Source organism: uncultured Xylophilus sp. (assembly GCA_913776965.1).
Taxonomy (GTDB): domain Bacteria; phylum Pseudomonadota; class Gammaproteobacteria; order Burkholderiales; family Burkholderiaceae_C; genus Xylophilus.
Genome location: CAJYQL010000059.1, coordinates 1 through 21,446 on the forward strand (window position 1 = coordinate 1; position 21,446 = coordinate 21,446).

The 21,446-nt window shown below is 68.5% G+C and carries 16 protein-coding genes and 1 pseudogene; 10 read left to right on the forward strand and 7 right to left on the reverse strand.

What is annotated here, in order from left to right; all coding sequences use genetic code 11:
- The 6 genes from QZ500_RS08690 to QZ500_RS08715 all read right to left on the reverse strand — a co-directional run.
- On the reverse strand, window positions 1–670 hold a 670-nt coding region (locus QZ500_RS08690; RefSeq protein WP_295853855.1), incomplete at its 3' end, for an MBL fold metallo-hydrolase.
- Between the two features lie 21 nt (window positions 671–691).
- Window positions 692–1,783, reverse strand: a complete 1,092-nt coding sequence (gene bamC / locus QZ500_RS08695) for an outer membrane protein assembly factor BamC (protein ID WP_295853893.1) — start codon at window positions 1,781–1,783, stop codon at window positions 692–694.
- Window positions 1,784–1,868: 85 nt separating this feature from the next.
- The gene (dapA, locus tag QZ500_RS08700) at window positions 1,869–2,765 is read right to left on the reverse strand and encodes a 4-hydroxy-tetrahydrodipicolinate synthase (protein WP_295853856.1); all 897 of its coding nucleotides are present in this window, start codon (window positions 2,763–2,765) and stop codon (window positions 1,869–1,871) included.
- 38 nt (window positions 2,766–2,803) lie between these two features.
- On the reverse strand, window positions 2,804–3,448 hold the full coding sequence (locus QZ500_RS08705) for a class I SAM-dependent methyltransferase (RefSeq protein WP_366762850.1): 645 nt from the start codon (window positions 3,446–3,448) through the stop codon (window positions 2,804–2,806).
- Window positions 3,433–3,564 (reverse strand): hypothetical protein, encoded by a 132-nt coding sequence (locus QZ500_RS08710; RefSeq protein ID WP_295853859.1) that lies wholly within the window; start codon window positions 3,562–3,564, stop codon window positions 3,433–3,435. Before QZ500_RS08710 ends, QZ500_RS08705 begins: the two co-directional genes overlap by 16 nt.
- Complete coding sequence (locus tag QZ500_RS08715) at window positions 3,561–4,784, reverse strand: MFS transporter (protein WP_295853863.1); 1,224 nt, start codon at window positions 4,782–4,784, stop codon at window positions 3,561–3,563. Before QZ500_RS08715 ends, QZ500_RS08710 begins: the two co-directional genes overlap by 4 nt.
- Window positions 4,785–4,961: 177 nt before the next feature.
- On the opposite strand from QZ500_RS08715, the gene QZ500_RS08720 reads away from it, so the two are divergent.
- The 8 genes from QZ500_RS08720 (at window position 4,962) to QZ500_RS08755 (ending at window position 18,113) form a co-directional block, all read left to right on the forward strand.
- On the forward strand, window positions 4,962–6,932 hold the full coding sequence (locus QZ500_RS08720) for a DNA topoisomerase IV subunit B (RefSeq protein ID WP_295853867.1): 1,971 nt from the start codon (window positions 4,962–4,964) through the stop codon (window positions 6,930–6,932).
- 34 nt (window positions 6,933–6,966) lie between these two features.
- Complete coding sequence (locus QZ500_RS08725; protein WP_366762853.1) at window positions 6,967–7,821, forward strand: lytic transglycosylase domain-containing protein; 855 nt, start codon at window positions 6,967–6,969, stop codon at window positions 7,819–7,821.
- Window positions 7,822–7,930: 109 nt separating this feature from the next.
- Window positions 7,931–10,282 carry a DNA topoisomerase IV subunit A gene (parC, locus tag QZ500_RS08730; protein ID WP_295853870.1) on the forward strand — a complete coding sequence of 784 codons (2,352 nt, stop codon included), beginning with the start codon at window positions 7,931–7,933 and terminating at the stop codon, window positions 10,280–10,282.
- Between the two features lie 181 nt (window positions 10,283–10,463).
- Window positions 10,464–13,334: a 2-oxoglutarate dehydrogenase E1 component gene (locus QZ500_RS08735; RefSeq protein WP_295853874.1), complete on the forward strand. Its 2,871-nt coding sequence runs from the start codon at window positions 10,464–10,466 to the stop codon at window positions 13,332–13,334.
- A gap of 55 nt (window positions 13,335–13,389) precedes the next feature.
- The gene (gene odhB / locus QZ500_RS08740; RefSeq protein WP_295853877.1) at window positions 13,390–14,655 is read left to right on the forward strand and encodes a 2-oxoglutarate dehydrogenase complex dihydrolipoyllysine-residue succinyltransferase; all 1,266 of its coding nucleotides are present in this window, start codon (window positions 13,390–13,392) and stop codon (window positions 14,653–14,655) included.
- A gap of 164 nt (window positions 14,656–14,819) precedes the next feature.
- The gene (lpdA, locus tag QZ500_RS08745; RefSeq protein WP_295853879.1) at window positions 14,820–16,247 is read left to right on the forward strand and encodes a dihydrolipoyl dehydrogenase; all 1,428 of its coding nucleotides are present in this window, start codon (window positions 14,820–14,822) and stop codon (window positions 16,245–16,247) included.
- An 88-nt stretch (window positions 16,248–16,335) separates the two neighbouring features.
- The gene (gene zapE / locus QZ500_RS08750) at window positions 16,336–17,433 is read left to right on the forward strand and encodes a cell division protein ZapE (protein ID WP_295853882.1); all 1,098 of its coding nucleotides are present in this window, start codon (window positions 16,336–16,338) and stop codon (window positions 17,431–17,433) included.
- A complete protein-coding gene (locus tag QZ500_RS08755; protein ID WP_295853886.1) occupies window positions 17,430–18,113 on the forward strand; it encodes a hypothetical protein in 684 nt (227 codons plus the stop codon). The genes zapE and QZ500_RS08755 overlap by 4 nt, the downstream gene beginning before the upstream one ends.
- 28 nt (window positions 18,114–18,141) lie before the next feature.
- On the opposite strand, the gene QZ500_RS08760 is transcribed toward QZ500_RS08755, so the two are convergent.
- Window positions 18,142–18,951, reverse strand: coding sequence for a protein phosphatase 2C domain-containing protein (locus tag QZ500_RS08760; RefSeq protein ID WP_295853887.1), 810 nt, complete (start codon window positions 18,949–18,951; stop codon window positions 18,142–18,144).
- 80 nt (window positions 18,952–19,031) lie between these two features.
- Here QZ500_RS08760 and QZ500_RS08765 point away from each other — a divergent pair, with 80 nt between their 5' ends.
- A complete protein-coding gene (locus QZ500_RS08765; protein WP_295853890.1) occupies window positions 19,032–21,113 on the forward strand; it encodes an ATP-dependent DNA helicase in 2,082 nt (693 codons plus the stop codon).
- 206 nt (window positions 21,114–21,319) lie between these two features.
- Window positions 21,320–21,446: pseudogene (locus QZ500_RS08770) on the forward strand (electron transfer flavoprotein subunit beta/FixA family protein); the annotation flags it as partial.

The window sequence follows — 21,446 nt, forward strand, 5'->3', positions numbered from 1 at the left end:
TGTTGCGCTCGCTCAGGTGGGCGGCCACCACGCTGTGCAGGCCCGGGTGCTGGAGTGTCCGCGCGACGTCGGCGGCGCTGCCGTTGGCGAGGTGGCCGAACCGTCCCGCGACACGGCGCTTCAGGAAATCCGGATACATCGACTGCGCCAGCAGATCGGGATCGTGATTCGATTCGAGTACCAACGCATGACAGCCCTGGAGCTGCTCGACGACGTGGCTTGTCACATGGCCGAGGTCGGTCAGCAGCCCCAGGTCGGATGCGCCGTCCGAGCAGCGGAGCTGCAGCGGCTCGCGGGCATCGTGCGGCACGGTGAAGGGCCGGAATTCGAAGCCGCCGAGGGCGATGCGCTGCGAATCGTGCGCCACCTGCAGCAGGCCGTCGAAATCCGGCTCGCCAAGCGCGACATAGGTGCCGTGGCTCATCCATACCGGAATGCGATGCCGCACCGCGAGCGCCTGCGCACAGCCGATATGGTCGGAATGCTCGTGTGTGATGAAGATCGCGCTGATGTCGTCGCGGCTCAGGCCGGCAAGGCCGAGCCGCTTGTCCAGCTGCCGGATGCCGATGCCGCAGTCCACCAGCAGTCGCGACACCTGCGTGCCGCTGCGGCCTTCGACGACCGTGGCGTTGCCGGTGCTGCCACTGGCGAGATTGCGAAACCTCAGCATGCGCGAGCGGGCAGGGGCGGCTTACTTGAGGTCGTCCGCGATCACTTGGACGATGCGGGTCGCATCGGCCGCGGGCGCCGGCGAACCACCTTCGCCCAGCACCGAGACGACACTCGACTCGCCTTGGCCCTTGACCGCGATGCGGTAGCGCACTGGCGGAGAAGCGTCCGGAGTGCGGTTGAGCAGCTTGCCGAGGAAGCCCTGCTGCTTGCGATCGGCGTTCGGCGCGACGTAGCGCACGAAGTACACGCCCTGGCTGCGGTCGCGGTCCTCGACGGTGAAGCCGGTGCGGTCCAGCGTCAGGCCGACCCGGCGCCAGGCCCGGTCGAAGCCTTCGTCCACCTGCACGGCCGGCGCACCGGCCACATTCACCACGCGGGCGGTGTTGCGGGCGGCCGGCGCGTTGGCGATCATCTGCTGCGACTGAGCCTCAGTGGCACCGCCGAGCTTCACCATCAGGCGCCGCAGGAACTCGGCCTCCAGCTCCGGATCGGCCGGGCGGGGCTGCCACACGGTCGACTCGTCGATCTTCGAGTTGCTGGTGTAGACCTCCTGCATGCCGCGGTGGCTGATGAAGATCTCGGTCGCGCCGCTCGGGGTACGCTCCAGCCGGGTGCGGAATTTGTCGCGCTCGCTAGTGGAGTACACCGAGTCGATCAGCTTGCCGAGCGTGCGGCGGATCACGTCCTGCGGCAGCTTGGCGCGGTTCTCGGCCCAATCGGTTTCCAGGATGCCCAAGTTCGCCTGGTCGATGGTCAGCAGGAAGCCGTTCTCGACCCAGAAGTCCCGGACCGGGTCCCACAGCTTGTCGGCCGGGCGGTTCACCACGAGCCACCGGGTGTTGCCGTCGCGTTCGATGCGCACATCGCCGAGCGATGCGGCAGCGGTCGTCACGTTAGCCGGCGCGTTGGCCTGGGCGGCCTGGTAGCCGGAGGCCGAAACGCTGCCGCCGGTGTTGATCTGGTAGCGGGTGTCGCGCGACAGCTGGGTCAGGTCGGGCGGAACGTCGAGCGAGGGCGCGCGGCCGGCGCTCTTGTAGTTGATCTTCTCGTTGTCGAGGATCGAGCAGGCCGACAGGGCCAGCACGAGGCCGATCAGGGCGAGGCGCGGCATGGCCGCGGTCAGGGAAACGGGACGGGTCACGGGAATCCTTCCTGGAAGCGGATGCGCGGGAAACGGTACGGACGAGACGGGCCGATTACAGCAAACCGGCGGCACGCAGGGCCTGTTCGACCAGCGGTTCGTTGGCAGGCGACAGGCGCGTCATCGGCAGGCGCATCGCGCCGCCGCACAGGCCCAGCCGCTCGGCCGCCCACTTGACCGGGATCGGGTTGGCCTCGACGAACAGGTGGCGGTGCAGCGGCATCAGGCGGCGCTGGATCTCCATCGCGCGGCGCGCATCACCCGCGATGGCGGCGGCGCACAGCTCGTGCATCGCGCGCGGCGCGACGTTGGCCGTGACGCTGATGTTGCCCTGGCCGCCGCAGAGCATCAGGGCGACGGCGGTCGGGTCGTCGCCCGAGTACACCGCGAAGCCTTCGGGCACGTCGCGGATCAGCCACTGGGCCCGCTCGATGTTGCCGGTGGCCTCCTTGATGCCGACGATGCCGTCGACCGCGGCGAGCCGCAGGACGGTGTCGTGGAGCATGTCCGCCACGGTGCGGCCCGGCACGTTGTACAGCACGATCGGCAGGTCGCCCACGGCTTCGGCGATCGCCTTGAAGTGCTGGTACTGGCCCTCCTGGGTCGGCTTGTTGTAGTAGGGCACGACCTGCAGCTGGCTGTCGGCGCCGACGCCCTTCGCGAAGCGGGCCAGCTCGATCGCTTCCTTGGTCGAGTTGGCGCCGCAGCCCGCCATGATCGGCACCCGGCCGGCGGCCTGCTCGACCGACACCCGGATGATCTCGCAGTGCTCCTCAACGTCGACCGTCGGCGATTCGCCGGTCGTGCCGACCACACCGATGCAGTCCGTGCCTTCCGCGATGTGCCAGTCGATGAGTTTGCGCAGGGCAGGGTAGTCCACGCTGGCGTCGTCGTGCATCGGGGTGACGAGCGCCACGATGCTGCCTGTGAGGGGGCCGGAAGTTGGGGTCATGGACGAGGAGTTGCCTGTCGGTCGATAAACGGTCGATTTTAGCGGCCGGCCGCTGGCGGCAGGCCCGGGACGCGAGCACTGCCGGCCGGGTTGCGCGCGGCTGCGGACGGGATGGAGTCCGCCGCGAGCCGCGGGTTCCCATGTGCGGCCGGGCCGGCGCCGGACCGCACGGCGGCAATACGCTGCACCCGGCGGTCGGGCGACGGCAGCCAGCCGTCTTCGAAAGCGACCACCTGCAGTCCGCCGACGACTGCCAGCAGTTCGCCCGGCTGCAGCAGAAACGCGGACGACCGGGGCCGGCCGACCTGCTCCTGGCCGGTCGCAAAGGTTTCGTAGATCAGCACGCCGCCGGGCGCGACGCTCTGGACCAGCACGGGCAGCAGCGGCCGGTGCAGGTAGTTCGTGACGACCACGCCGCCGAACTGGCGCCCGTCGAAAGGCCACGGTCCGCCTTCGATGTCCGCCATCCGCAGATCGCCGAGGTGTGCTATCTGTTCGATAGCATCCCGCGCACGATCGACGCCCGCTACCGGGTGATTTCGTGCATGAAACCAGCGCAGATGGCGACCGTTGCCGCACGCCACGTCGAGCACGTCCGCACCCGCCGGCACCAGATGCGCCCAGCGGACCACCCAGGCCGAGGGCGGCGCGACAGCCGGCTCGGCGTTCAGAAGCAGGCCCACAGCTGGTCGGCGAGCGTCACGAGGAAGTCCGGGCGGGCGTAGAGCGCGAAGACGCTGGCCAGCACGGCGGCCGCGCCCGCCCAGCCGCCGATCCGCAGCGCCGTTCCCCGGGTCATGCAGCGGCCCCAGCCGGCGCCCGACGGATCGGTGTCTCGCGCACCGGGACATTGATCAGCGCCGCGAACACGCCGAGGGCGATCGCCAGGTACCAGACGATGTCGTAGCTGCCGGTGCGGTCGTACAGCAGCCCGCCGAGCCAAACGCCCAGGAACGATCCGACTTGGTGGCTGAGGAACACGAAGCCGCTCAGCATCGACAGGTGCTGCACGCCGAAAATGCCCGCGATCGCCGCATTGGTCGGCGGCACCGTGGACAGCCAGAGCAGGCCCATCACCGCCGAGAACAGGTAGACCGACACCGGCGACAGCGGCACCAGCAGGAAAACGGTGATCGCCACCGCCCGCGAGGCGTAGATGAAGCTCAGGATCTTGCGCTTGGCCAGCCGCTGGCCGAGCGAGCCGGCGATGTAGGTGCCGAACACGTTGAACAGGCCGATCAGCGCCAGCGCATAGCTCGCCACCTGGGGCGACAGGCCCTTGTCGCGCAGGTAGCTCGGCATGTGCACGCCGATGAACACCACCTGGAAGCCGCAGACGAAATAGCCGGCCATCAGCAGCTGGAAACTCGGGTAGCGAAATGCCTCGGCGAAGGCCTGGCCGATGGTCTGGTCTCGCACCGGCCGCGCGACGCCCTGGCCGAAGCCGGGCTCCCGCAGGCCCAGCGCCAGCGGCAGGATGACGAGGACCGCCGCCGCCAGGAACAGCAGCGCCTGGTGCCAGCCGAAGGCCGCAATCAGCTGGCCTTCCACCGGCACCATCAGGAACTGGCCGAAGGAGCCGGCCGCGGCTGCCACGCCCATCGCCCACGAGCGCCGCTCCGCCGGGATCTGCCGGCCGATCACGCCGTAGATGACGGCATAGGTGGTGCCGGCCTGCGCCGCGCCGATCAGGACGCCGGTGGCGAGCGTGAACAGCAGCGGCGTCGGCGCGAGCGCCATGCCCGCGAGGCCGAGTGCGTAGAGCACCGCACCGCCCATCAGCACCCGGAAGGCGCCGACCCGGTCCGCCGCCATGCCGGCGAAGATGCCGAACACGCCCCAGGCGATGTTCTGTACCGCGATCGCGAAGGAGAAGGTCTGGCGCGTCCAGCCCATTTCCTGGGTGATCGGCTGCAGCCACAGCCCGAAGCCGTGGCGGATGCCCATCGACAGGGTGACGATGGCGGCGCCGCACAGCAGCACCTGGGTGATGGAAAGTCTCCGGAGATCGTTATGCATTGTTGTAGGCGGTAAGAGGACAAAGCGGCCGGTGCCAGTGTCGGTCACACCCGGATACCGGGCCGTTGAAATTGTCGCGCGCCTTTGATGCGTCTGCAGCATCGATGACCCGGACGGCCGTGGGGGTCTGGATGGACATACAGCTTCCGGTCGGCGGATGCTTACAATCCGCCCCCGATGGCGACCAAACCGACTCCCGTTTATTCCGAAGGCTCGATCCGCGTGCTGAAGGGCCTGGAGCCCGTTAAGCAGCGTCCGGGCATGTACACCCGGACCGACAACCCGCTGCACATCGTGCAGGAGGTGATCGACAACGCGGCCGACGAAGCGCTCGCCGGCCACGGCCGCAAGATCAAGGTGACGCTGCATGCCGACGGCTCGGTGAGCGTCGAGGACGACGGCCGCGGCATTCCGTTCGGCCTGCATCCGGAGGAGAACGCGCCGGTGATCGAACTGGTGTTCACCCGGCTGCATGCGGGCGGCAAGTTCGACAAGGGCTCCGGCGGCGCCTACAGCTTCTCGGGCGGACTGCACGGGGTGGGTGTGTCGGTCACCAATGCGCTGTCGACCCGGCTGGAGGCGACTTCCTACCGCGACGGCAAGGTGGCGCGCTTGGTATTCAGCGGTGGCGACGTGACCGAGGCGCTGGCGACCCGGCAGTCCGGCGAGGGCGACCGCAAGCAGGGCACCACGGTCCGGGTCTGGCCCGACGCGTCGTATTTCGAATCACCCGCGCTGCCGATGGGCGAGCTGACCCATCTGCTGCGCAGCAAGGCGGTGCTGATGCCGGGCGTGTCGGTGTCGCTCAAGGTCGAGAAGACCGGCGACACCCAGACTTGGCAGTACAAGGGCGGCCTGCGCGACTACTTGCTGCAGACGCTGACCGCCGACCCGGTGATCCCGCTGTTCGAAGGCGAAGGCTTTGCCGACAAGGCGAGCGAGAGTTTTGCCGAAGGCGAGGGCGCTGGCTGGGCGGTCGCCTTCACCGAGGAAGGCCATCCGGTCCGCGAAAGCTACGTCAACCTGATCCCGACCACCGCCGGCGGCACCCACGAAAGCGGGCTGCGCGACGGCCTGTTCAACGCGGTCAAGAGCTTTATCGAACTGCATGCGCTGCTGCCTAAGGGCGTGAAGCTGATGCCGGAGGACGTGTTCGCTCGGGCCAGCTACGTGCTCAACGCCAAGGTGCTGGACCCGCAGTTCCAGGGACAGATCAAGGAACGGCTGAATTCGCGCGACGCTGTACGGCTGGTGTCGTCCTTCGTCCGGCCGGCGCTCGAGCTGTGGCTGCACCAGCACGTCGACTACGGCAAGAAGCTGGCCGAACTCGCGATCAAGGCCGCCCAGACCCGCCAGAAGGCCGGCCAGAAGGTCGAGAAGAAAAAGGGCTCCGGCGTGGCGGTGCTGCCCGGCAAACTGACCGACTGCGAGAGCCGCGACCTGGCGCACAACGAGGTGTTCCTCGTCGAGGGTGATTCCGCCGGCGGCAGCGCCAAGATGGGCCGCGACAAGGAGAGCCAGGCGATCCTGCCCCTGCGCGGCAAGGTGCTCAACACCTGGGAGGTGGACCGAGACCGGCTTTTCGCCAACACCGAGATCCACGACATCTCGGTCGCGATCGGCGTCGATCCGCACGGGCCGGACGACACGCCGGACCTGTCGGGCCTGCGCTACGGCAAGATCTGCATCCTGAGCGATGCGGACGTGGACGGCTCGCACATCCAAGTGCTGCTGCTGACCTTGTTTTTCCGGCATTTCCCTAAGCTGATAGACGCGGGCCACGTGTTCGTGGCGCGTCCGCCGCTGTTCCGTGTCGATGCACCGGCGCGCGGTAAGAAGCCGGCCGCCAAGGTCTATGCGCTGGACGAGGGCGAACTGACCGCGATCCTCGACAAGCTGCGCAAGGACGGCGTGAAGGACACCGCCTGGAGCATCAGCCGCTTCAAGGGCTTGGGCGAGATGAATGCCGAGCAGCTGTGGGAAACCACGCTGAACCCGGACACGCGGCGGCTTCTGCCGGTGCAGCTCGGTGCGCTGGGTTTCCTGCAGACCGAGGAACTCATCGCCAAGCTGATGGGCAAGGGCGAGGCGGCGGCCCGCCGCGCGCTGATGGAACTGCACGGCGATGCGGTCGAAGTCGATATCTGACCGGGCGACTGCGGCCGTCCCGATGGAGTAACCGATGCTGGTATTTCGTGCTGTTTTCGGCCGCTGGCGCACGCTGGGCCTGTGCATGCTGCTATCGTTTTCGCAGCATTCCGCCTGGGCCGACATCTGGGGCTGGGTGGATGCGCAAGGCACCGCGCATTTCGCCTCCGAGCGGGTGGATGCGCGCTACCAGCTCTATTTCCGCGACGGCGAGAGTTTCGATTCCCGCGACCTGGCCGACGCGCCCGGCGCCGTCGGCATGGGCGCGCGCCCCGGCGTCAGCGAGCGCATGCGGACCTTCTTCGACGTGTCGCCTGCGTACAAGGCGGTGCGCCATTTGCTGCGCGACGCATCGGAGCTGCACGGCATCGACTACGCACTGCTGCAGGCGCTGATCGTCACCGAATCGGGCTTCAACGCGGCGGCGATTTCGCCCAAGGGCGCCGTCGGGCTGATGCAGCTGATGCCGGCCACCGCCCAGCGCTACGGCGTGGCCGGGGACACGCGCAGTCCGGTCGCCAAACGGCTGACCGACCCGCTGACCAACATCGGCGCGGGCAGCCGCTACCTGCGCTACCTGCTCGACCTGTTCCCCGGCCAGATGGAACTGGTGCTCGCGGCTTACAACGCCGGCGAGGGCGCCGTGCAACGGGCCGGCAACCGCATTCCGAACTACCCCGAGACCCAGAACTACGTGAAGACCGTGATGCAGCTCTACCGGATGCTGCAGCCCGGCGGTGGAGTCGGCGCGACGACGGCCGGCCGCAGCGCGCCGCACCGGGTGCGGATGGAACTGCCGCCACCGGTCGCCGCGGCGGTGCCGGCCCTGCCGGTGCAGGCCCGCGCTGCGGCGGTTGATCCGTCCGAATCCGTCGTGTCCGCCGAGTGATTTGCCACGCGGCCCGGCCTGGGCTGCAACGGCTCCCTGTCTCTATCTACCAACCGACTTTCCCGCAGGCGCCCCCCGCGGGCCCTGCGCTGATGGCCTTTCTGCAAGCATGAGCGATACCACGTCCCTCGAGTCCCCGAACCTCCCTGCCGCGGACGACGCGGCGCCCGACCTTGCCGCCTACGCACAGCGCGCGTACCTCGAATACGCGCTCTCGGTCGTCAAGGGCCGTGCGCTGCCGGACGTCTGCGACGGCCAGAAGCCGGTGCAGCGCCGCATCCTGTACGCGATGGACCGGATGGGCCTCGGCTTCACCGGCGCCAATGCCGCCAACGGCGCCAAGCCGGTGAAGTGCGCGCGGGTGGTGGGCGACGTGCTCGGCCGCTTCCACCCGCACGGTGACCAGGCGGCCTACGACGCGCTGGTGCGGATGGCCCAGGATTTCTCGCAGCGCTACCCGCTGATCGACGGCCAGGGTAATTTCGGCAGCCGCGATGGCGACGGTGCCGCCGCGATGCGCTACACCGAGGCGCGGCTGTCGAAGATCACCCGGCTGCTGCTGGAAGAGGTCGACATGGGCACGGTCGATTTCGTGCCCAACTACGACGGCAGCACCCAGGAGCCGCGCCAGCTGCCGGCCCGGCTGCCGTTCGTGCTGCTCAACGGCGCCTCGGGCATCGCGGTCGGCCTGGCGACCGAGATTCCCAGCCACAACCTGCGCGAGATCGCCGACGCCTGCGTCGCGCTGGTCAAGGCGCCTCAGCTCTCCGACGAGGAACTGTTCGCGCTGGTGCCCGGCCCCGACTATCCGGGCGGCGGCCAGATCATCAGCCCGCCCGCCGAGATCGCCGAGGCCTACCGCGGCGGCCGCGGCTCGCTGAAGGTGCGGGCGCGCTGGAAGATCGAGGAACTGGCCCGCGGCCAGTGGCAGCTGGTCGTCACCGAACTGCCGCCCGGCGTGAGCGCGCAGCGGGTGCTGGAGGAGATCGAGGAGATCACCAACCCGAAGGTGAAGGCCGGCAAGAAGGCGCTGACCGCCGATCAGGTGCAGCTGAAGGCGGTGCTGCTGAATGTGCTGGACGGCGTGCGCGACGAATCCAGTAAGGATGCGCCTGTCCGGCTGGTCTGCGAGCCCAAGACCGGCAAGACGCCGCAGGCGGACCTGATCTCGACGCTGCTCGCGCAGACCTCGCTGGAAACCTCGGCGCCCATCAACCTGACGATGGTCGGCCTGGACGGCCGGCCGGTGCAGAAGTCGCTGCGCCAGATGCTGCTCGAATGGATCGAGTTCCGGCAGGCGACGGTGCAGCGCCGTTCGCGGCACCGTCTCGACAAGGTGCTGGACCGCATCCACATCCTCGAAGGGCGGCAGACGGTGCTGCTCAACATCGACGAGGTGATCGCGATCATCCGGCAGGCCGACGATCCGAAAGCCGCGCTGATCGCCCGCTTCGCGCTGACCGACCGGCAGGCCGAGGACATCCTGGAGATCCGGCTGCGCCAGCTCGCACGGCTGGAGGCGATCAAGATCGAGCAGGAGCTGTCGGCGCTGCGCGACGAGCAGCAGAAGCTCGAGGAAATCCTCGGCAGCCCGGCGGCGCTGCGCCGGCTGATGGTGCGGGAGATCGAGGCCGACGCCAAGCAGTTCGCCGACGCCCGTCGCACGCTGATCCAGGCGGAGAAGCGCACCGTGGCCGAGGTGCGGGTGATCGACGAGCCGGTGACGGTCGTCGTGTCGCAGAAAGGCTGGGTGCGGACCCGCGGCGGCCACGGCCACGATCCGGCCGCCTTCGCCTTCAAGGCGGGCGACGGGCTGTACGGCACCTTCGAATGCCGCACGGTCGATGTGCTGCTGGTCTTCGGCAGCAACGGACGGGTGTACACGGTCGCAGTGTCGGCCCTGCCGGGCGGGAGGGGCGACGGCCAGCCGGTCACGACGCTGATCGAGCTGGAGACGGGCACCCAGGTGGCGCACTGCTTCGCCGGGCCTGCCGGTGCAGTGCTGCTGCTGGCCGGGTCGGGTGGGTACGGCTTCGTCGCGCAGGTCGAGCATCTGGTGTCGCGCCAGCGCGGCGGCAAGACCTTCGTGGCGCTGGCCGCCGGCGAGACGCTGTGCCGGCCGAGCCTGGCACGGCTGCCCGGCGATCCGGTGCCGTTCGCCACCCATGTCTGCTGCGCCAGTGCGGGTGGCCGCATCCTGACCTTCGAGATCGGCGAACTGAAGTTGATGGAGAAGGGCGGCCGCGGTTTGATGCTGATCGACCTGGAGCCGAAGGACACCTTGGCGGGTGCCGCGGCCTACACCCGCAGCGTGCGCATTTCCGGCATCGGGCGCGGCGGCAAGGCGCGGGAGGAGACGCTGGAAATCCGCTCGCTGAACAACGCCCGCGGCGTGCGCGGGCGCAAGGGCAAGGCGGCCGATCTCGGGTTCAAGCCCCACGCGGTGGACCGCGTGGAATAGGGCGCTTCGCGCACCACCTCTGACGCACCGGTTTGGGGGCGTGCCTGTTTCGGTGGCACAATCCCGGGCTGTACCTCGGCCCCTTCCAGCCACAGTCGCATCCGCCAACCGGTCCAGCCGTGTCGCGGAAGGTTTTGCAACCAGCTCGTGTTTTCCAGAGGAAAACGAAAGTCAGCGCACCATGAGTGAGACATCGTCTCTTTACGCCGCCTACCAGGGCAACACCTATCTCTTCGGCGGCAACGCGCCCTATGTCGAGGAGATGTACGAAAACTATCTCGCCAATCCGGGCAGCGTGCCGGACAACTGGCGCGATTACTTCGATGCACTGCAGCACGTGCCGTCCGCCGACGGCTCCGATGCCCGCGACGTGCCCCACCTCCCGGTCATCAATGCCTTCGCCGAGCGCGCTAAGCAGGGCGGCACGAAGGTCGTCGTCGCCAGCGGCGCCGACTCCGAACTGGGCCGCAAGCGCACCGCCGTCCAGCAGCTGATCGCCGCCTACCGCAATGTCGGCGTCCGCTGGGCCGACCTCGATCCGCTCAAGCGCGCCGAGCGCCCTGCCATTCCCGAGCTAGAAGCCTCCTTCTACGGCTTCAGCGATGCCGACCAGGAAACGGTGTTCAACACCAGCAACACCTTCTTCGGCAAGGACACGATGCCGCTGCGCGAGCTGCTGAATGCGCTGCGCGAAACGTACTGCGGCACGATCGGTGCCGAGTACATGTACACCACCGACCACGTGCAGAAGCGCTGGTGGCAGCAGAAGCTCGAAGGCATCCGCAGCAAGCCGAGCTTCGATGCCGAACAGAAGAAGAAGATCCTCGACCGCCTGACCGCCGCCGAGGGCCTCGAGCGGTTCCTGCACACCAAGTATGTCGGCCAGAAGCGCTTCTCGCTCGAAGGCGGCGAGAGCTTCATCGCCTCGATGGACGCACTGATCCAGGCCGCCGGTGCCAAGGGCGTTCAGGAAATCGTGATCGGCATGGCCCACCGCGGCCGTCTGAACGTGCTGGTGAACTCGCTCGGCAAGCTGCCGGCCGATCTGTTCGCCGAGTTCGACCACACCGCGCCGGAAGACCTGCCGAGCGGCGACGTGAAGTACCACCAGGGCTTCAGCTCCGACGTGAACACTGCCGGCGGCCCGGTCCACCTGAGCCTGGCGTTCAACCCGTCGCACCTAGAGATCGTGAACCCGGTCGTCGAAGGTTCGGTGCGTGCCCGCATGGACCGCCGCGGCGATCCCGAAGGCAAGCAGGTGCTGCCGGTGCTGGTGCACGGCGACGCCGCCTTCGCCGGCCAGGGCGTGATCATGGAAACGCTGGCGCTGGCCGAGACCCGTGGCTACCACACGGGCGGCACGGTGCACATCGTGATCAACAACCAGATCGGCTTCACCACCTCCGATCCGCGCGACAGCCGCTCCACGCTGTACTGCACCGACATCGTCAAGATGATCGAGGCGCCGGTGCTGCACGTGAACGGCGACGATCCGGAATCGGTCGTGTTGGCCACGCAGCTGGCACTCGAGTTCCGCATGGAATTCAAGAAGGACGTGGTCGTCGACATCATCTGCTTCCGCAAGCTGGGCCACAACGAGCAGGACACGCCGTCGCTCACCCAGCCGCTGATGTACAAGAAGATCGCGGCCCACCCCGGCACCCGCAAGCTCTACGCCGACAAGCTGGCGACGCAGGGCCTGGGCGACACGCTGGGCGACGACATGGTCAAGGCTTACCGCGCCGCCATGGAAGCGGGCAAGCACACGGTCGATCCGGTGCTGACCAACTTCCAGGGCAAGTACGCGGTGGACTGGAGCCCGTTCCTCGGCAAGAAATGGACCGATGCCGGCGAGACCGCGATTCCGCTGTCCGAGTGGAAGCGCCTGGCCGAGCGCGTCACGACCATTCCCGAGAGCGTCACGCCGCACCAGCTGGTGAAGAAGGTCTACGACGACCGCGCCGCGATGGGTCGTGGCGAGGTGAACGTGGACTGGGGCATGGGCGAGACGATGGCCTATGCCTCGCTGGTCGCGAGCGGCTACCCGGTCCGCCTATCGGGCGAGGACTGCGGCCGCGGCACATTCACCCACCGCCATTCGGTCATCCACGACCAGAAGCGCGAGAAGTTCGACGAAGGCACCTATACCCCACTGCAGAACGTGGCGGACAAGCAGGCGCCGTTCGTCGTGATCGACTCGATCCTGTCGGAAGAGGCGGTGCTCGGCTTCGAATACGGCTATGCCTCGAACGATCCCAACACGCTGGTGATCTGGGAAGCGCAATTCGGCGACTTCGCCAACGGCGCGCAGGTGGTGATCGACCAGTTCATCGCCTCGGGCGAGGTGAAGTGGGGCCGGGTGAACGGCCTGACGCTGATGCTGCCGCACGGCTACGAAGGCCAGGGCCCCGAGCACAGCTCGGCCCGCCTGGAGCGCTTCATGCAGCTGTCGGCCGACACCAACATGCAGGTGGTGCAGCCGACGACCGCCAGCCAGATCTTCCACCTGCTGCGTCGTCAGATGGTGCGCAACCTGCGCAAGCCGCTGATCATCATGACGCCGAAGTCGCTGCTTCGGAACAAGGACGCGACGTCGCCGGTGTCGGAGTTCACCGACGGTGCGTTCCGCACCGTGATCGGCGAGAGCAAGGAGCTGAACGCCGCCAAGGTCAAGCGCGTGATCGCCTGCTCGGGCAAGGTCTACTACGACCTGGCCAAGAAGCGCGAGGAGAAGGGCGCGGACGATGTCGCGATCCTGCGTGTGGAACAGCTCTATCCGTTCCCGCACAAGGCGTTCGCCGCGGAACTGAAGAAGTACCCGAACGTCACCGACATCGTCTGGTGCCAGGACGAGCCGCAGAACCAGGGCGCCTGGTTCTTCGTGCAGCACTACATCCACGAGAACATGGCCGATGGCCAGAAGCTCGGCTACTCGGGCCGTGCGGCCTCGGCGTCGCCGGCAGTGGGCTACTCGCACCTGCACCAGGAGCAGCAGAAGGCGCTGGTCGACGGTGCGTTCGCCAAGCTCAAGGGTTTCGTGCTGACCAAGTAATGCGGCCGGGGCGCAGAAAGACGCCCCGCTTCCCCCCGATCATCGAAAGAACACCATGGCCATCGTAGAAGTCAAAGTCCCCCAGCTGTCCGAATCCGTGGCGGAAGCCACCATGCTGAACTGGAAGAAGAAAGCCGGCGAAGCCGTCACCGCCGACGAGATCCTGATCGAGATCGAGACCGACAAGGTCGTGCTCGAAGTGCCGGCTCCGTCGTCCGGCGTGCTGGCCGAGATCGTCCAGGGCGATGGTGCCACCGTCGTGGCCGACCAGCTGATCGCCAAGATCGACACCGAAGGCAAGGCCGGCGCCGCAGCGCCCGTTGCCGCACCGGCAGCGTCGGCGGCACCCGCTCCCGCCGCGGCTCCGGCCACCGCAGCCGCGGCCACCGGCGGCGCCAAGTCCGACGTCGCGATGCCTGCCGCCGCCAAGCTGCTGGCCGACACCAACCTGAAGACCGGCGACGTGGCCGGCACCGGCCGCGACGGCCGCGTGACCAAGGGCGACGTGCTGTCGGCCGTGGCCGGCGGCGCCAAGCCGGCGGCGGCGCCCGCGCCGGCTGCCGCACCGAAGGCCGCGCTGCCGCAGGTGTCGGCACCGGTGTCCGCACCCGACCTGGGCGAGCGCCCCGAGCAGCGCGTGCCGATGAGCCGCCTGCGGGCCCGCATCGCCGAACGCCTGCTGCAATCGCAGTCGACCAACGCGATCCTGACCACCTTCAACGAAGTCAACATGGCCCCGGTCATGGAGATGCGCAAGAAGTTTCAGGACCAGTTCACCAAGGAACACGGCACGAAGATCGGCTTCATGAGCTTCTTCGTGAAGGCGGCGGTCCACGCGCTGAAGAAATTCCCGGTGCTCAATGCGTCGGTCGACGGCAACGATATCGTGTACCACGGCTACTTCGACATCGGCATCGCGGTCGGTTCGCCCCGCGGCTTGGTGGTGCCGATCCTGCGCAATGCCGACCAGATGAGCTTCGCCGACATCGAGAAGAAGATCGCCGAGTTCGGCAAGAAGGCACAGGAAGGCAAGCTCGGCATCGACGACATGACCGGCGGCACCTTCTCGATCTCCAACGGCGGCACCTTCGGTTCGATGATGTCCACCCCGATCATCAACCCGCCGCAGTCGGCGATCCTGGGCGTGCATGCGACCAAGGACCGCGCCGTGGTCGAGAACGGCCAGATCGTGGTGCGCCCGATGAACTACCTGGCGATGTCGTACGACCACCGGATCATCGACGGCCGCGAAGCCGTGCTGGGCCTGGTCGCGATGAAGGATGCGCTGGAAGATCCGGCCCGTCTGCTGTTCGACATCTGACCCACCCCCGTTGCTTGCTCACTTCGTGTAGCCGCCTCCCCCCTCCAGGGGGCGACGCCGGCGGCCCGGCAAAGCCGGTTCCGCGGGGTCCTTGAACGAGGCTCGCTACGCTCGCCCGCCGGTCCGAACGTGTCGGACAGGCGGGCTTTTTTGTATGAATCACCATGTCCCAGCAATTCGACGTCATCGTCATCGGCGGCGGCCCCGGCGGCTATATCGCAGCCATCCGTGCAGCGCAGCTTGGCTTCAAGGTCGCGGCCATCGACGAATGGAAGAACGACAAGGGCGGCCCCGCGCCCGGCGGCACCTGCACCAACGTCGGCTGCATTCCGTCCAAGGCCCTGCTGCAGTCGTCCGAGCATTTCGAGTTCTCGCACAAGCACCTGGCCGAGCACGGCGTGAAGGTGTCGGGCGTCGAGCTCGACCTGCCGACGCTCATCGGCCGCAAGGACACCGTCGTCAAGCAGAACAACGACGGCATCCTGTACCTGTTCAAGAAGAACAAGATTAGCTTCTTCCACGGCCGTGGTTCGTTCGTGAAGGCGACCGACGGCGGCTACGAGATCCAGGTCTCGGGCGCCAAGGACGAGACGCTCGTCGCCAAGCAGATCGTGGTGGCCACCGGCTCCAACGCCCGTGCGCTGCCCGGCGCGCCGTTCGACGAGGTCAACGTGCTGTCGAACGACGGCGCGCTGCGCCTGGGCGCGGTGCCGAAGAAGCTGGGCCTGATCGGCTCGGGCGTGATCGGCCTGGAGATGGGTTCGGTCTGGCGCCGCCTGGGCGCGGACGTGACGATCCTGGAAGGCCTTCCGACGTTCCTCGGCGCGGTGGACCAGCAGGTCGCCAAGGAAGCCAAGAAGGCGTTCGACAAGCAGGGCCTGAAGATCAACCTCGGCGTGAAGGTCGGCGAGATCAAGACGTCGGATGCCGGCGTGTCGATCGCCTACACCGATGCCAAGGGCGAGGCGCAGACCCTCGACGTGGACAAGCTGATCGTCTCGATCGGCCGCGTGCCCAACACCATCGGCCTGAACGCCGAGGCGGTAGGCCTGGCGCTCGACGAGCGCGGCGCGATCGTGGTGGACGACGAGTGCAAGACCAACCTGCCGGGCGTCTGGGCGATCGGCGACGTGGTGCGCGGCCCGATGCTCGCGCACAAGGCCGAGGAAGAGGGCGTGGCCGTGGCCGAGCGCATGGCCGGCCAGCATGGCCATGTCAACTTCAACACCATCCCCTGGGTCATCTACACCAGCCCCGAGATCGCGTGGGTCGGCAAGACCGAGGAGCAGCTCAAGACCGAAGGCGTGGCCTACAAGGCAGGATCGTTCCCGTTCCTGGCCAACGGCCGTGCCCGTGCGCTGGGCGACACCACCGGCTTCGTCAAGTTCATCGCCGATGCGACGACGGACGAAATCCTGGGCGTGCACATCGTCGGTCCGCAGGCGAGCGAGCTGATCTCCGAAGCCGTGGTGGCGATGGAGTTCAAGGCGAGCGCGGAAGACATCGCCCGCATCTGCCACGCCCACCCGTCGCTGTCGGAAGCGACGAAGGAAGCGGCGCTGGCCGTGGACAAGCGCACGCTGAACTTCTGATCGGCGTTTTGGGGATGAAATCGGCCTCCTGCGCCCACCGGGCCTGCGCACGCAGCTATGGTTTTCATAGCGGTGGGCGGGAGGCGGCATGAACGTCCGCGAGGCGTATCAGGCGGAGCTCGTCGCGCGCGGCTTCCAGAGCGATCCGGCGCAGCTGCGTGCGGTCGAGGCGCTGCAGCGCTGCGCGGACGACTGGGCGGCCTACAAGGACAAGCGGTCCAGTGCGTTCCGCCGGCTGTTCGGGCAGCCGCAGATTCCGCGCGGCGTGTACATGTACGGCGGGGTGGGGCGCGGCAAGAGCTTCCTGATGGACTGCTTCTTCAACGCCGTGCCGCTGCAGCGCAAGGTGCGGCTGCATTTCCACGAGTTCATGCGCGAGGTGCACCACGAGCTCGCGGGGCTGCAGGGCACGGTCAATCCGCTGGACGTGCTCGGCAAGAACATCGCCGCGCGCTACCGGCTGATCTGCTTCGACGAGTTCCACATCGCCGACATCACCGACGCGATGATCCTGCACCGCCTGCTGGTGGCACTGTTCGAGAACGGCGTCGGCTTCGTGACGACCTCGAACTTCCGGCCGGACGATCTGTACCCGGACGGTCTGCACCGCGACCGCATCCTGCCGGCCATCGCACTGCTGAACCAGCGGCTGGAAGTGGTGAACGTGGACAACGGCACCGACTACCGCCGGCGCACGCTGGAGATGGTCCAGCTCTACCACACGCCGCTCGGACCCGAGGCCGATGCGGCGATGAGCGAGACCTTCGACCGTCTGGCCGAGTCGAAGGACGAGGATCCGGTGATGACGATCGAGTCGCGCACCATCGAGGCCCGGCGGCGCGCTGGCGGCGTGGTGTGGTTCGATTTCGCCACGCTCTGCGGCGGCCCGCGCTCGCAGAACGACTACCTCGAGATCGCCAACCAGTTCCATACCGTGCTGCTGTCGAACGTGCCGCACATGCCGGTGAACATGGCGTCGCCCGCGCGGCGCTTCACTTGGCTGGTGGACGTGCTCTACGACCGCCGGGTCAAGCTGATCCTGTCGGCCGCGGTGCCGCCGGAGCAGCTCTACACCGAGGGGCCACTCGCGCACGAATTCCCGCGGACCGTCTCGCGGCTCAACGAGATGCAGTCGGCCGAGTTTCTGGCGCTGGAGCGCCGGGTGGTCGATACTGCCCTGACATGACACACACCTCTTTTGCGGTTCTGGCTGCGCTGCTCGCCTGGGCCGCGGCGTGCCCTGCCGCCGCGCAGCCGTTGCCGGCGCCCGCGGTGGTCGAGCCGATCGCGGCCGACGTAGCGTCGGTTCGGCTGGCGGAGATCGAACGGGAGCGCGCCGCGCTGCTCGCCGAGCGCGGTGCGCAGGAAAAGCAGTGCTACCAGCGCTTCGCTGTCAACAGCTGTCTGGACGAGGTCCGGCGCAATGCGCGTCCGCGTGCGACCGAGCTGCGTCGGCAGGAAGTGGCGGTGCGGGCGGGCGAACGCCGCCGGGTCGAACTGGAGCGCCAGGCACGCATGGACGAGCAGGATGCCGCCGAGGCGCGCAGCCGCGAAGCCGCGGCGCAGCGTGCCGCATCGGCTCCACCGGTCGCGGAGCGCGAAGCCGAGGCGCGCCAGCGCCAGGCCGACCGTGCTGCCCAGCAGGCGGAGCAGGCCGAACGGGCGCGCGCCCAGCGGGCTCAAGCCGAGCAGTCGCGTGCCGACGAGGCGGCGGCCCGCGCACGACTGGCGGCCGAGGCACCGGCCGAGCGCCAGCGCTACGAGGACAAGCTTCGGGCGGCCGAGGAGCGCCGCCAGGCGCAGGCCCGCCGCGCGGCAGAAAAGGCCGGCAAGCCGCAGGCCCAGCCCCTGCCGGCGCCGCCCTGAGTCGATGAAGGCTGTGCGCCGCCGCGTGTCAGCCGGCGCTCGCGGGCGCACGCTGAGGCTGCGGCACCGCGACGTTCGCGGCTGCCGCTGTTTCGACCTGCAGTACCGCCAACGAGATGTTGTCGCCACCCCCGCGCGCGCGCTGCCGCGCGACGTCGATCAAGGTCCGGACCGCCTCGCCGGCAGGCCGGTCCTGCAGGTGCGCGCCGAACTCGCCATCCCGCAGGTAATGCCACAGACCATCGCTGCAGGCAACGATGCAGTCGCCGGCCCGCAGCCGCGAGATGCCGTGCAGGGCGACCGGCGGGTCGCTTTCGGTGCCGAGGCAGCAGGTCAGCACGTTCGACTGCGGATGCACATGGGCCTCCGCCGGCGTCAGTTCGCCGCGGTCCACCAGGGTCTGGACATAGGAGTGATCGCTGGTGCGCTGGACCAGCCGGCCATCGCGGAAATGGTAGATGCGCGAATCGCCGACGTGCGCCCAATGGCAGTCGCCGCGCGGATTGACCAGAAAGGCGGCGATCGTGCTGTGCGGCTCCTGTTCGGCCGCGATCGCGATCAGGCGGATCACCAGGTGTGCGTCCTCCACGATCCGGCGCAGGAAGCCCGCGGGATCGTCGCGGCCGGGCGCGTAGGAATCGAACAACTGCTGGGCAGTCAGCACCGCCTGGTCGGCGGCCTTGCGGCCGCCGCTGCGACCACCCATGCCGTCGGCCACGACGCCGAGCACGCAGCCGTGGACCCGGGGATGCGACATCAGGACCACGCGGTCCTGCTGGTACGGCCGGTCGCCCTTGTGGGTTCCCGTGGCGCCGATGAGTCTGTGGCTGGTGGTCATGCAGAGGGTGCGTTGGCCGCGACGCGGGCGGTGCATTATCGGGCGAAGTCGGCCGGCGGCCGGCACTTCGTGCGCGCGGCATGAGTGCGTGTATCGACACCGGCGGGCCCTCGCTGCCGGAGCGGGTGGCCGACGCGTTCGCCCCGGGCGGCTGGCTGTCGCAGGCGGCCGACCAGTTCCTGGCCCGCGAAGGGCAGACGCGCATGGCGCTGGCAGTGGCCGAGACGATCGAGCAGGGCGGTGCGTTGGTGGTGGAGGCCGGCACCGGCGTTGGCAAGACCTTTGCCTATCTGGTGCCGGCACTGCTGAGCGGCGAGCGGGTGCTGTTTTCCACCGTGACCAAAACCCTGCAGGACCAGCTCTTCGGCCGTGACCTGCCGCGGCTGGTCGAAGCACTCGGGCTGCCGCTGCGGACTGCTCTGCTCAAGGGCCGCGGCAGCTATCTCTGCCTGCAGCGGCTCGCCACCGCGCGGTCCGACCCCCGCGCCGACGACCGGGCGGTGGCGCGTGCGCTGGCCAAGGTCGAAGTCTGGGCGCAGGCGACCACGAGCGGCGACCTGGCGGAGCTGCCGGGCCTGGACGAGCGTTCGCCGGTGTTGCCGCTGATCACCTCGACCCGCGAGAACTGCCTGGGCGCGCCGTGTCCGCATTTCCGGGCCTGCCACGTCAACCTCGCCCGGCGCGATGCGCTGGCCGCCGACGTGGTGGTGATCAACCACCATCTGTTCTTCGCCGACCTCGCGGTGCGCGAATCCGGCATGGCGGAACTGCTGCCGACGGTCCGCACCGCGATCTTCGACGAAGCCCACCAGCTCAACGAGACCGGGGTGCAGTTCCTCGGCCTGCAGCTCTCCACCGGCCAGCTGCTGGATTTCGCCCGTGACCTGCTGGCGGCGGGCCTGCAGCTGGCGCGCGGCCTGGTCGACTGGCCCGCGGTGGCAGCCGCGGTCGAGCGGACTGCACGCGACCTGCGGCTCGCCGCTGGCGGATTGCCGGTCGGCGCACGCCTGCGCTGGGTCGATCCGGTGCCGGACGGCATCGCACCCGGGGAATGGGCTGCGACGCTGCTCGCGCTGGAGCAGGCCTGCACCGAAGCGCAGCGGCAGCTCGACACGGTCAGCGAGCTGGCACCGGACTTCGTCCGGCTGCACGAACGGGCCACGGAACTGCTGCGGCGCGCAGCGCGGTTCGGCGCGGCGGCACCGCTGGACACGGTCCGATGGGTGGACGTCGGCAGCCAGCAGCTGCGCCTATCGGAGGCGCCGCTCGACATCGCGCAGGCGGTGCGCACCAGGCTGCTCGCGCTACCCGCCGGCGGTGGGGCGGCGGACGGGCGGGCGGAAGAGGCCGACTGCGTCGTGGACCGCGGCACGGTTCCGGGAGCCCGACCGTGCGCCTGGATCTTCACCTCGGCGACCCTGGGCGACGAGCCCACGTTGCGCTGGTTCACCGAACCCTGCGGTCTGCAGGACGCCCGGGTGCTGCAGGTCGAAAGCCCGTTCGACTACGCGACCCAGGCCAGCCTCCACGTGCCGGACGGACTGCCGCGTCCGTCCGATCCGGGCCATTCTGCGGCTGTAGCGCGGTGGATCGCGCCGGCCGCGCGGCAGCTCGGCGGCCGCACGCTGGTGCTGACCACCACGCTCCGGGCGCTGCGCACCATCGGCGAATCGCTGCAGTCATTACTGGGCGAGGAGGGTGACGCCCTCGACGTACTGGTGCAGGGCCAGCTGCCCAAGCGCCGCCTGATGGAGCGATTCCGCGAAGGCGCGAGCCAGGGACGCCGCGGCTGTGTGCTGGTGGCATCGGCCTCGTTCTGGGAAGGGGTGGACATCCCGGGCGACGCGCTGCAGCTGGTGGTGATCGACAAATTGCCGTTCCCGCCGCCGCACGATCCGCTGGTCGAGGCGCGGGTCCAGCGGCTGGAGTCCGCCGGCCGCAACGCGTTCCGCGACTTCCATCTCCCGGAGGCGGCAGTGGCGTTGAAGCAGGGCGCCGGCCGGCTGATCCGCCGCGAGAGCGACCGCGGCATCCTCGTCGTCTGCGACAACCGGCTGACCGGCATGCCCTACGGCAAGCGCCTGCTGCGGGCGTTGCCGCCGATGCGCATGCTCGGCTCCCGCCAGGCTTTCGAAGAGGCACTGCGCGCACTGGCGGCCTAAGGGTTCTCGCCGAGACACGGCAGGTGCGGCACCTGCCTATAATGAAAAGCACGATCGTTCTATTTTGAGGTGCTGTCCGGCGACAGCTGGCGTCGCGCTCTGCGATGACCCGCTTCCCGGGTGGCAGGTACCGCTCATTAGAATGAAACGATGTCCGGACGTGTGCAGCGCGTACCGCCTCCCTCTATATCAACGGAGTCACATCAATGAAGGTCCTGGTCCCCGTCAAGCGGGTAGTCGACTACAACGTCAAGGTGCGGGTGAAGAGCGACGGCAGCGGCGTCGACACCGCCAACGTCAAGCACAGCATGAACCCCTTCGACGAAATCGCCG

What these genes read in the sequence shown, in the direction of transcription:
- bamC (WP_295853893.1), bottom strand. Translation starts at nt 1,783, where the DNA reads ATGCCGCGCCTCGCCCTGATCGGCCTCGTGCTGGCCCTGTCGGCCTGC.
- dapA (WP_295853856.1), bottom strand. Translation starts at nt 2,765, where the DNA reads ATGACCCCAACTTCCGGCCCCCTCACAGGCAGCATCGTGGCGCTCGTC.
- QZ500_RS08710 (WP_295853859.1), bottom strand. Translation starts at nt 3,564, where the DNA reads ATGACCCGGGGAACGGCGCTGCGGATCGGCGGCTGGGCGGGCGCGGCC.
- QZ500_RS08715 (WP_295853863.1), bottom strand. Translation starts at nt 4,784, where the DNA reads ATGCATAACGATCTCCGGAGACTTTCCATCACCCAGGTGCTGCTGTGC.
- QZ500_RS08720 (WP_295853867.1), top strand. Translation starts at nt 4,962, where the DNA reads ATGGCGACCAAACCGACTCCCGTTTATTCCGAAGGCTCGATCCGCGTG.
- QZ500_RS08725 (WP_366762853.1), top strand. Translation starts at nt 6,967, where the DNA reads ATGCTGGTATTTCGTGCTGTTTTCGGCCGCTGGCGCACGCTGGGCCTG.
- parC (WP_295853870.1), top strand. Translation starts at nt 7,931, where the DNA reads ATGAGCGATACCACGTCCCTCGAGTCCCCGAACCTCCCTGCCGCGGAC.
- QZ500_RS08735 (WP_295853874.1), top strand. Translation starts at nt 10,464, where the DNA reads ATGAGTGAGACATCGTCTCTTTACGCCGCCTACCAGGGCAACACCTAT.
- odhB (WP_295853877.1), top strand. Translation starts at nt 13,390, where the DNA reads ATGGCCATCGTAGAAGTCAAAGTCCCCCAGCTGTCCGAATCCGTGGCG.
- lpdA (WP_295853879.1), top strand. Translation starts at nt 14,820, where the DNA reads ATGTCCCAGCAATTCGACGTCATCGTCATCGGCGGCGGCCCCGGCGGC.
- zapE (WP_295853882.1), top strand. Translation starts at nt 16,336, where the DNA reads ATGAACGTCCGCGAGGCGTATCAGGCGGAGCTCGTCGCGCGCGGCTTC.
- QZ500_RS08755 (WP_295853886.1), top strand. Translation starts at nt 17,430, where the DNA reads ATGACACACACCTCTTTTGCGGTTCTGGCTGCGCTGCTCGCCTGGGCC.
- QZ500_RS08760 (WP_295853887.1), bottom strand. Translation starts at nt 18,951, where the DNA reads ATGACCACCAGCCACAGACTCATCGGCGCCACGGGAACCCACAAGGGC.
- QZ500_RS08765 (WP_295853890.1), top strand. Translation starts at nt 19,032, where the DNA reads ATGAGTGCGTGTATCGACACCGGCGGGCCCTCGCTGCCGGAGCGGGTG.